The sequence below is a fragment of the Micromonospora sp. NPDC049580 genome, from assembly GCF_040675595.1.
Lineage (GTDB): Bacteria > Actinomycetota > Actinomycetes > Mycobacteriales > Micromonosporaceae > Micromonospora.
In genome coordinates this window covers 1-10668 of sequence record NZ_JBFAPG010000189.1, presented here as the reverse complement: position 1 = coordinate 10668, position 10668 = coordinate 1, and the positions used below count along the sequence as shown (strand labels likewise).

The following is a 10668-nucleotide window of genomic DNA, read 5'->3' as shown; positions in this document are numbered from 1 at the left end:
GGCGTGCCAGGTACCTGTCACGCCGGCCGGACGGCTCCGGGAACTCCTCAGCGAACGGCGAGTCACCGAACGGCGAGTCAGCGAACGGCGAGCGGCTGCGCGGCCGGGCCGACCGGCGCCGGCAGGGCACCGGCACCACCCAGGTAACCGTGGATCGCGGCGGCCGCCGCGCGCCCCTCGGCGATGGCCCACACGATCAGCGAGGCGCCCCGGTGCATGTCACCGGCGACGAACACGCCGTCGGCGTCGGTCTGCCAGTCGTCGCGGGCGTCGATCGCTCCCCGCGGGTTGCGGGTCACCCCGAACTGCTCCAGCAGCGGCTGCTGCTCGGTGCCCTCGAAACCGATCGCCAACAGCACCAGGTCCGCCGGAAGCTCCCGCTCGGAGCCCGGGACGACGGTGACCATCCGCCGGCCGTCGCGCTTCTCGACGGTCACCTCGGCGATCCGCACCGCGCGCACCTGACCGGCGCCGTCGTCCACGAACTCCTGCACGGCCACGGCGAAGACCCGCTCGCCACCCTCCTCGTGCGCCGGGTAGCTGCGCAGGATCCACGGCCAGGTCGGCCACGGGTCCCGGGCCTCGTCGCGCTCCTGCGGCGGCTGCGGGTACAGGTCGAGCTGGTGCACGCCGGCGGCGCCCTGCCGGTGGGCGACGCCGAGGCAGTCGGCCGCCGTGTCCCCGCCACCGATGATCACCACGTGCTTGCCTGCCGCGTCGATCGGGGTGCCGTCCGGCAGCACCGCGCGGGCCGCCCGACCCTCGCCGGTGACCGCCACGCCAGGCCCGCCGCCGGCCGCCGTGGCGACCGCGCGATTCGCCGCGACCAGGTGCGCCATCGCCTGGTGTACGCCCCGCAGCGCCCGCCCCGGGGTCTCCGGGGTGTCCCGGCCCTGCAAGGCCCCGCAGGCCAGCAGCACCGCGTCGTGCTCGGCGCGCAACTGCTCGGCGGTGACGTCGAGGCCGACGTTCACGCCGGTGCGGAAGCGCACCCCCTCGGCGGCGAGCTGCGCCAACCGGGCGTCGATGTGCCGCTTCTCCAACTTGAAGTCGGGGATGCCGTACCGGAGGAGGCCGCCGATCGCGTCGTCGCGCTCGTACACCGTCACGGCGTGACCGGCGCGGGCCAGTTGCTGGGCGGCGGCCAGGCCGGCGGGCCCGGAACCGACCACGGCGACCGACCGGCCCGACGGCGCCGGCACCGGGCGCGGGATGAACCCGCGCGCCGCGGCCGCGTCGGCGATCTCCACCTCGACCTGCTTGATGGTGACCGGCTGGCCGCCGGCGATACCCAGCACGCAGGCCGCCTCGCAGGGCGCCGGGCAGAGCCGGCCGGTGAACTCCGGGAAGTTGTTGGTGGCGTGCAACGACTCCACCGCGGCGTCCCAGTTGCCGGTGCGGACCAGGTCGTTCCAGTCCGGGATGCGATTGCCCAGCGGGCAGCCGTCGTGGCAGAACGGGATGCCACAGTCCATGCATCGCGTGGCCTGCTCGCGGATGAGTTCCTCGCCGGCCGGCGGGTACACCTCACGCCAGTCGCTGATCCGCACCGGCACCGGGCGGCGGGCCGGCAGCCGCCGGTCGTAGCGCAGGAAACCGTTCGGGTCAGGCACGTGCCACCTCCTGGGCAGCCACCCGCGGGGCGGGCGGCACCGGCATCGCCGGCACAGCGGGCGCGGTCAGTTCTGTCATGACCGCGTCGTCGACGTCGCGGCCGGCTGCTTCGGCGGCCCGCATGATCTCCAGCACCCGGCGGTAGTCGCGGGGTACCACCGCGGTGAACTCGGACACCGCCTCCGGCCAGCGCTTGAGCAGCTCCTCGGCGACCGCCGACCCGGTCTCGGCCACGTGTCGCTGCACCAGTTCGTGCAGCAGCGTCTGCTCCTGCTCGCCCAGCGGCGCCAGGTCGACCAGTTCCGTGTTGACCCGCGCGGTGTCCAACAGGTGCACGAACGCCGTCCCGCCGGACATGCCGGCGGCGAAGTTGCGGCCGGTCGCGCCGAGCACCACCACCGTGCCGCCGGTCATGTACTCGCAGCCGTGGTCGCCGACGCCCTCGACGACGGCGACCGCGCCGGAGTTGCGGACCGCGAACCGCTCCCCCACCCGGCCGCGCAGGAAGACCTCGCCCGACGTGGCCCCGTACAGGATGGTGTTGCCGGCGATGATCTGATCCTCCGCGCGCTGCCCCGGCTCGGCGTCGGGGTCGAGGAACGGCGCGGCGGCGTCCGGACGGACGATGAGCCGGCCCCCGGAGAGGCCCTTGCCCACGTAGTCGTTGGCGTCGCCGTGCAGACGCAGCGTCACCCCGCGCGGCAGGAACGCGCCGAACGACTGCCCGGCGGTGCCGTGCAGCACGAACTCGACGGTGTCGTCCGGAAGGCCGCCCCCGCCGAAGCGGCGGGTCACCTCGCCGCCGAGCATCGCGCCGACGCTGCGGTGCTCGTTGCGCACCGCGACCTCGACGCGGACCGGCGCACCCTCGGACAGCGCCGGCCGGGCGAGCGCGATCAGCTCGTTGTCCAGAGCGTGCTCCAGGCCGTGGTCCTGGGCGCGCACCCCGCGGCGGGCAGCGCCGGCGGGCAGTTCCGGCAGGTGCAGGACGGGTGCCAGATCGAGCCCGTGGGCCTTCCAGTGCGACACCGCCGGGGCCACGTCGAGCAGTTCGGTCTGCCCGATGGCCTCCTCGATGGACCGGAAGCCCAGCTCGGCCAGGTACCCCCGAACCTCCTCGGCGAGGAACAGGAAGAAGTTCTCCACGAACTCCGGCGTGCCCGTGTACCGCTCGCGCAGCACCGGGTTCTGGGTGGCGATGCCGACCGGGCAGGTGTCCAGGTGACAGACCCGCATCATCACGCAGCCCGAGACGATCAGCGGCGCGGTCGCGAAGCCGAACTCCTCCGCGCCGAGCAGCGCCGCGATCAGCACGTCCCGGCCGGTCTTGAGCTGGCCGTCGACCTGCACGGTGACCCGGTCGCGCAGCTTGTTGAGCAGCAGCGTCTGCTGCGCCTCGGCCAGCCCCAGCTCCCACGGGGTGCCGGCGTGCTTGAGCGAGTTCATCGGGGACGCGCCCGTGCCGCCGTCGTGGCCGGAGATCAGGATGACGTCGGCCTTGAGCTTGGCCACACCGGCGGCGACAGTGCCCACACCCACCTCGCTGACCAGCTTGACGTGCACCCGGGCGGCCGGGTTGACGCACTTCAGGTCGTGCACGAGCTGGGCCAGGTCCTCGATGGAGTAGATGTCGTGGTGCGGCGGCGGCGAGATCAGGCCGACGCCGGGAGTGGCGTGCCGGGTCCGGGCGATCCACGGCCAGACCTTGTTGCCGGGCAGCTGGCCGCCCTCGCCGGGCTTCGCGCCCTGGGCCATCTTGATCTGCAGGTCGTCGGCGTTGACGAGGTATTCGCTGGTGACACCGAACCGGCCGCTGGCGATCTGCTTGACCGAGGAGCGCCGCAGCGGGTCGTGCAGCCGATCGACGTCCTCGCCGCCCTCGCCGGTGTTGGACTTGCCGCCGAGGCGGTTCATCGCGATGGCGAGCGTCTCGTGCGCCTCGGCCGAGATCGAGCCGTACGACATGGCGCCCGTGGCGAACCGCTTGACGATCTCGGTGGCCGGCTCGACCTCCTCGATCGGCACCGCCGGGCGGACCCCGGTGCGCAGGGTGAACAGCCCGCGCAGCGAGCCGGCCTGCGCGGCGAGCGCGTCGACCTTGGCCGTGTACTGGCGGAAGACGTCGTACTGCCGGCTGCGGGTGGCGTGCTGGAGCAGGAAGACCGTCTCCGGGTTGAACAGGTGCAGCTCACCCTCGCGGCGCCACTGGTACTCGCCGCCGACCTCCAGCCGGTCGGAGCCGACGGTGCCGGCCGGCGGCCAGGCCAGCGCGTGCCGGGCGGCCACCTCGGCGTGCACACCGGCCAGCCCGACGCCGCCGATCCGGCTCGGGGTGCCCCGGAAGTAGCGGTCGACCAGCCGGGTGTCCAGCCCGACCGCCTCGAAGACCTGCGCACCGCAGTACGACGAGACCGTCGAGATACCCATCTTCGACATGATCTTCAGGACGCCCTTACCGAGCGCCTTGGCGTAGTTGCGCACCGCGGCCGCGGGCTGCACGCCGGCCAGCGTGCCCGTGGTGATCATGTCCTCCACGGACTCGAACGCCAGGTACGGGTTGACCGCCGCCGCGCCGTACCCGATCAGCACCGCCGCGTGGTGCACCTCCCGGCAGTCGCCGGACTCCACGATCAGCGCCGCCTGGGTGCGGGTCTGCTCCCGCACCAGGTGCTGGTGCACCGCGGCGGTGAGCAGCAGCGACGGGATCGGCGCGAGATCGGCGTTGGAGTCCCGGTCGGAGAGCACCAGGATGCGGACGCCGTCCTCGATGGCCTCGGAGACGTGCCGGCAGATCTCGATCAGTCGCGCCTTGATCCCGGCGGCGCCCTCGCGGATGCGGTACAGCCCGGAGACCCGCACCGCCTTGAAGCCGGGCAGGTCACCGTCCTCGTCGATGGAGAGGATCTTCGCCAGCTCGTCGTTGTCGATGATCGGGTGCGGCAGCACGATCTGCCGGCAGCTCGCCGCGCCCGGGTCGAGCAGGTTGCCCTCCGGCCCGATCGTCGACGCCAGGCTGGTCACCAGCTCCTCACGGATGGCGTCCAGCGGCGGGTTGGTGACCTGGGCGAAGAGCTGGTGGAAGTAGTCGTAGAGCAGCCGCGGCCGGGTGGACAGCGGCGAGATCGGGGTGTCCGTGCCCATCGAGCCCAGCGGCTCCGCGCCGGTACGCGCCATCGGCGCGAGCAGGACCTTCAGCTCCTCCTCGGTGTAGCCGAAGGTCTGCTGGCGGCGGCGCACCGAGTCGTGGGTGTAGACGGTGTGCTCACGGGGCGGCAGGTCGTCCAGCTCGATCAGCCCGGCGTGCAGCCACTCGCCGTACGGCTGCGCGGCGGCCAACTCGGACTTGATCTCGTCGTCGTGCACGATCCGCCCGGCCACGGTGTCGACCAGGAACATCCGGCCCGGCTGGAGTCGCCCCTTCGCGACCACGTGAGCGGGGTCGAGGTCGAGCACGCCCGCCTCGGAGCCGAGCACCACGAGGCCGTCGTCGGTCTGCCACCAGCGCCCCGGGCGCAGCCCGTTGCGGTCCAGCACCGCGCCGACGATCTCGCCGTCGGTGAAGGCCACCGACGCCGGACCGTCCCACGGCTCCATGAGGCTGGCGTGAAAGCGGTAGAAGGCACGCTTGGCCGGATCCATCCCGGGGTCGTTCTCCCAGGCCTCGGGGATCATCATGAGGACCGCGTGCGGCAGGCTTCGCCCGGCCAGGTGCAGCAGCTCCAGAACCTCGTCGAAGTTCGCCGAGTCGGAGGCGGCGGGGGTGCAGACCGGGAAGACCCGCCGGATGTTGCCCGGCACGTTCGGCGAGCGCAGGAGCGCCTCGCGGGCCTGCATCCAGTTGCGGTTGCCCCGGATCGTGTTGATCTCGCCGTTGTGGGCGATGAAACGGTACGGGTGCGCCAGCGGCCAGGACGGGAAGGTGTTGGTGGAGAAGCGGGAGTGCACCAGCGCGATCGCGCTCTCCACCCGCTCGTCACGCAGGTCGGGGTAGAACGCCGGCAGCTGGTCGGGCGTCAGCATGCCCTTGTAGACCATGGTGCGGCTGGACAGCGACGGGAAGTACGCCGGCACGCCCCGCTCGGCGGTCTCCCGCTCGGCCTGCTTGCGCAGGCAGAAGGCCACCCGGTCCAGGTCGATGCCGCTGAGGGCGGAACCGGCCGGCCCGGCGGGCGAGTCGGTGAGGCGGTGGGCGGCCACGAAGACCTGCCGCACCCGGGGCATGGCCGCCAGGGCGGTGTCGCCGAGCCCCTGCGGCTCGATCGGCACGTCCCGCCAGCCGAGCAGGTCCGCGCCCTCGACCAGCGCGTACTTCTCGACCACCCGGCGGGCACGGGCCTCGGCAGCGTCGTCGTCGGGCAGGAACACCAGGCCCGTGGCGTACTCGCCGGCCGGTGGCAGCGTGACGTCGGCAACCGCGCGCAGGAACGCGTCCGGGACCTGGATCATGATGCCCGCGCCGTCGCCGGTGTTGGGCTCCGCGCCCCGGGCACCCCGGTGGTCCAGGCGGCAGAGCGCACCGAGCCCGTTGGCGACGACCGCGTGGGACCGTCGGCCGTGCATGTCCGCCACGAAGGCCACCCCGCAGGCGTCGTGCTCCTGCGCCGGGTCGTAGAGGCCCTGGGCGGGCGGATGGGGGCCGGGCGTCGGGGACGCCTGCGGGCTGTGCGGGTGCGGCTGTGTCATGTCCGCGTACGGCTGAGCCACCGGGCCTCCTGTCGTCACTCAGGTTGGATCATGGTGGGGACGACGTCGGCCCGTGGGTCTGTTGAGTCTACGTTAGGGCTGGGGGCACAAGGCCACTCAAGATTGATCACACCGTCCAGAGTCTGGGACGTGTAGTCTCGCGCGGTGGATTCGGTGCACAAGGACATCTTCGACCGGTTGGAACGCTTCTACGACGCGGTGCCCCGCGACGTCGCCGGCGCCGAGGAGCACGGCGGGTTGGTGCTGTTCGTCCGCGAGGGTGCCGGTTGGCCGTTCTACGCCCGGCCCCGGATCGGCGCCACCGATGCGCCGTCCCTGGCCGACGTGAGCTCGGTGCGGGAGCGCCAGCGGGAGCTGGGCCTGCCGGAGGCCTTCGAGTGGGTGCACGAGACGACCCCGGAGCTGCTGGCGGTGGCCCGCTCGGCGGGGCTGAACGTGCTGGAGGCCCCGCTGATGGTCCTCGACGAGACCGCGCTGCCCGACCCGGCGACGCTGTCCGACGTACCGGTGCGGGTGCTGGCGGCGGACTCGCCCGACTTCGCCGCCGACGTGGCCGCCCGGCGGGCGGTGGCGGCCGTGGCGTTCGGCGCCGCCGGCACCGCGGCCGGCCCGGCCGGGCCGGCCGAGCGCGACGCGGCGGTCACCGAGTTGGAGCTCGCCGCGCTGGATGAGGAGCGGGCCCGGATCGCCGACGGCCGGCGGATCTCCGCGCTGGCCGGGACGCCGACCGAGGGCGCGCTGGCCAGCGGCATGGCGATGCGGGTGGACGACGTCGCGGAGATCGCCGGGGTAGCCACCCTGCCGGCCGCGCGCCGTCGCGGCATGGGCGCCGCGCTGACCGCCACCCTCGCCCGCGAACTGCTCGCCGCCGGCACCGACCTCGTCTTCCTCTCCGCGGGCAGCGAGGAGATCGCACGGGTCTACCTGCGGGTCGGCTTCCGCCGCATCGGCACCGCCTGCATCGCCGAACCCGCCGCCCTGATCCCCTGAACCGCGCGACTTCGCAGAGCCACGCGGTTTCCCAGAGCCACGCGATTTCGCAGAGCCACGCGGTTTCGCAAAGCCACGCGGACGGTCAGGCCGGCGGACGCCACTGGGCCGCGGAGGCGGCGGCGCTGGAGAGCAGCCGCGAGTTGATGGTGCCGAGCGCGGCGTCGCGGGCGCGCAGCGCCAACCGGCCCCGGGTCTGGAGCACCGCCGACATGCGCCGGGTCTGGCGGACCACTGTCGCCGCCCGGGGACGGCGCACCCGGTCGTACGTCTGCACGGCGTCGGGCAGGCGGGCCTCGCGCAGCAGCGAGGCGAGCGTCGCGGCGTCCTCGAAGGCGAGGCAGGCGCCCTGGCCGAGGTGCGGCGGCATGGCGTGCGCCGCGTCGCCGAGCAGCACCACCCCGCCCGGCCCGACTCCGAAGCCGTAGGCGCGGGGCAACGGGCGCAGCTCACGGACCTCCTGCTGCACCAGGTCGCTCGGGTCGGTGGCGTCGAGCAGCGCGGCGATCGGCGCCGGCCAGCCGGCATACCAGCGGCGCAGGAGGGCGAGCTGGGTCTCCGGCGGCTCGGGGCGGGGAGCGCCGGCGGCGGTGGCCACCCAGTAGATGCCACCCCGACTGGAACCGCCCGAGGAGCCACGCTCGCCCAGCGAGGCGGCCACGAACCGGTAGCCCGCGCCGAGAACCTCGCCGGCGATCGGCTGGTCGGCGGGCAGCCGGGGCGCCCGGTACCAGGGGATGACAGCCCGCCAGGCCGCGCAGCCGGAGCTGACCACGCCGGACTCGGGGGCCAGTTGGCGACGGATGACGCTGTCCGTGCCGTCCGCGGCGACCACCAGGTCGGCCTCGATGGTGTGCCGTCCGTCGCTCACACCCGGGCGCTCGCCCGGCTCGACGCGAACGTGGCGCACGGTCACCCCGGTACGCAGCTCGACCCGGTCACCGAGGCCGGCGATCAACGCGTCGTGCAGATCCTCCCGGTGCACCACCACCGGCATCCGGTCGGCCGGCGTCGGCCGGGGTTGCACCAGCCAGTGCCCGTCCGGGCGGCGGACCCCACCGTCGGGCAGCGGGGTGGCGATGGCGGCCAGACCGGCGCCGAGGCCGAGGGCCTGCAACGCGCGGACGCCGTTGGGCCAGAGCACCACGGCGGTCGGCTCGGGGCGGACCCGCTCGGCGCGGTCCAGCAGGGTGACCTGCCAACCGGACCGGGCCAGCGCGCCGGCGACCGCGAGGCCTCCGACCCCGGCGCCGACCACCACCGCGCTTCGCATCGGTGCCGCCCCCGCTCAGCTGTCCCGGTCGGCGGGGCGTACGCCGGCGGCGTCGGCCCGGTCCTCGTCGCGCGCCTCGCGCGGGTCATCCGTCGGCCCGTCGGCGCGGGCGCTGGCTGCCTCGCCGTCGGTCGCCTCGTCGTCGAGCGGCTCGGCGCCCTCGGGGCGTACGTCGTCGGCCGCCTCCGGCGGCGCCACGCCGGTGTTCCGCCAGGTGTCGTACTGCTCCTCGCTGACCACCCGGTAGCCCTCCGGGGCGGCGGCGCGCGCGCCGGTCTGGCCTTCGGAGACGTCGACCTGGGACAGGTCGGACGTGGTGGGCGGCGTGGGGGTGGCGGCCGGGCCGATCGGGATCAGGTACTCCCGGGGGCCGCGGACCCGCACGAAGTAGATCAACGCGCCGAGGAAGACCAGGGCGGCCGTCCAGACGTTGAGCCGTACGCCGAAGATCTGGTTCGCCTCGTCGGTGCGCATCAGCTCGATCCAGAACCGGCCGGCGGTGTAGCCCATCACGTACAGCGCGAACGCCCGGCCCCGCCCGAGCCGCAACCGCCGGTCCAGGATGAGGACCAGCGCGACCACGCCCAGGTTCCACAGCGCCTCGTAGAGGAACGTCGGGTGGTAGAGGCCGGGTTCGAGGATCGGCTGCCCGGCGTCGTCCCGCAGCGCGTGCCCCGGGTTGTCCGGGTCCATCCGGTGGATCTCCAGGCCCCACGGCAGCGTCGTGCGGCCACCGAACAGCTCGTTGTTGAACCAGTTGCCGAGCCGCCCGACGGCCTGGGCCAGCGGCAGCCCGGGCGCGAGCGCGTCGGCCACCACGCTGAACGGGATGCCCAGCTGGCGGGCGGCGATCCACACGCCGATGGCCCCACCGGCGACGGCGCCCCAGATGCCGAGACCGCCCTCCCAGATGGCGAACGCCTTCATCGGCTCGCCACCGGCGCCGAAGTACTTCTCCGGAGAGGTGATCACGTGGTAGATCCGGGCGCCGATGATGCCGGTCGGCACCGCCCACACGGCGATGTCGAGCACCGCGCCGGGCGCGACGCCGCGCTGACGCAGACGGCGTTCGGTCACCCAGCAGGCCAGCACGATGCCGGCGATGATGCACAGCGCGTACGCCCGGATCGGGACCGGCCCGAGCTGCCATACCGCGGTGCTGGGACTGGGCAGGGCCGCCTGGGGGGACAGCGAGGCGATGGTCACGGGTGCACACGCTACCGCTGCGCACCCCCGCAGCGGCACCCCGGGCCGCCGTGCGCGGATCCCGATGACTTCTGGTTTGCGCCGCCGTACGCTCTTTGTCCATGAGCGCGCTCACCTGGGCGGTCGCCGCGGTCGTCACCGACGCCGCCGGCCGGGTGCTGCTCTGCCGCCAGGGCCGGGGCCAGCGCCGGTACGCGTTGCCCGGCGGCCGGCTGCGCCCGGCGGAGAGCCCGGTGCGGGCGGCGCTGCGCGACATCCGCACCGAGACCGGCTGGGAGATCGACCTGGTCGACCTGGTGGGCGTCTACCACCTCGACGGCCCGACGACGCACACGCGAGCCGGGCGGGCCGGCCCGCTGCCGGACATCCTGGTGCACGTGTTCCGCGCGCGTGTCGCCGAGGGCCGGCCGAGTGCCGACCCGCCGCCGGGCTGCCGGCTGTCCTGGCACGCCCCCGGGGTGCTGCCCGAGGCCGTCACCCCGCTCACCCGGGCGGCCGTCACCGACGGGCTCGCCGGCCGCTCCGGCGTCCTGCGCCGCGTCTCCTGGGCGCTCGACACCGTCACCCCTACGCCGCCGGGCCGCCCCACCGGGGAGGGCCAAGCTGCCGCGCCGGCCGGGCCGATCGCGGATCGCGATGAGCGATCGGGGGCCGGTCAGCCGCCGGAGCAACGCGGCGAGCCGACAGCGGACCCGTCCCTACTGCCCTGACTCCGCACTGCCGGCAACCGCACTGCCGGACGCCGCACTCACCGCGGCCCGGGCCAGCGGGGGTCACGGGTCGTTGATGCCCGCGCCCTGGGGAGCGCACGCGCCGCAGAGCCGTATAACTGTTTGTCATGTACATGAGACACAAGTAATAGTGTCTTGAGATTTCGGAGT

6 protein-coding genes are annotated in these 10668 nt (G+C 74.0%); 2 read left to right on the top strand and 4 right to left on the bottom strand.

The features are described from left to right. Positions 1-77 precede the first annotated feature (77 nt). Positions 78-1613: a glutamate synthase subunit beta gene (locus AB0J68_RS17105; RefSeq protein ID WP_363939302.1), complete on the bottom strand. Its 1536-nt coding sequence runs from the start codon at positions 1611-1613 to the stop codon at positions 78-80. Then, a complete protein-coding gene (gltB, locus tag AB0J68_RS17100) occupies positions 1606-6297 on the bottom strand; it encodes a glutamate synthase large subunit (protein WP_354863134.1) in 4692 nt (1563 codons plus the stop codon). The genes AB0J68_RS17105 and gltB overlap by 8 nt, the downstream gene beginning before the upstream one ends. A 174-nt stretch (positions 6298-6471) precedes the next feature. Here gltB and AB0J68_RS17095 point away from each other — a divergent pair, with 174 nt between their 5' ends. Further along, on the top strand, positions 6472-7308 hold the full coding sequence (locus AB0J68_RS17095) for a GNAT family N-acetyltransferase (RefSeq protein WP_363939304.1): 837 nt from the start codon (positions 6472-6474) through the stop codon (positions 7306-7308). 85 nt (positions 7309-7393) lie between these two features. Here the strand turns inward: AB0J68_RS17095 and AB0J68_RS17090 are convergent, their stop codons facing one another. Both AB0J68_RS17090 and lgt read right to left on the bottom strand, forming a co-directional pair. Beyond that, positions 7394-8581, bottom strand: a complete 1188-nt coding sequence (locus AB0J68_RS17090; RefSeq protein ID WP_234587996.1) for an FAD-dependent monooxygenase — start codon at positions 8579-8581, stop codon at positions 7394-7396. A gap of 15 nt (positions 8582-8596) precedes the next feature. After that, positions 8597-9787, bottom strand: a complete 1191-nt coding sequence (lgt, locus tag AB0J68_RS17085) for a prolipoprotein diacylglyceryl transferase (RefSeq protein ID WP_363939300.1) — start codon at positions 9785-9787, stop codon at positions 8597-8599. Positions 9788-9888: 101 nt separating this feature from the next. Between lgt and AB0J68_RS17080 the strand changes: the two genes are divergently transcribed. Further along, a complete protein-coding gene (locus tag AB0J68_RS17080) occupies positions 9889-10497 on the top strand; it encodes an NUDIX hydrolase (protein ID WP_363939299.1) in 609 nt (202 codons plus the stop codon). The last annotated feature ends 171 nt before the right edge of the window (positions 10498-10668 follow it).

Bases quoted from the DNA above. Each gene is read 5' to 3' on its own strand.
- AB0J68_RS17080 (WP_363939299.1), top strand. From the start codon at position 9,889: ATGAGCGCGCTCACCTGGGCGGTCGCCGCGGTCGTCACCGACGCCGCC.
- AB0J68_RS17090 (WP_234587996.1), bottom strand. From the start codon at position 8,581: ATGCGAAGCGCGGTGGTGGTCGGCGCCGGGGTCGGAGGCCTCGCGGTC.
- gltB (WP_354863134.1), bottom strand. From the start codon at position 6,297: ATGACACAGCCGCACCCGCACAGCCCGCAGGCGTCCCCGACGCCCGGC.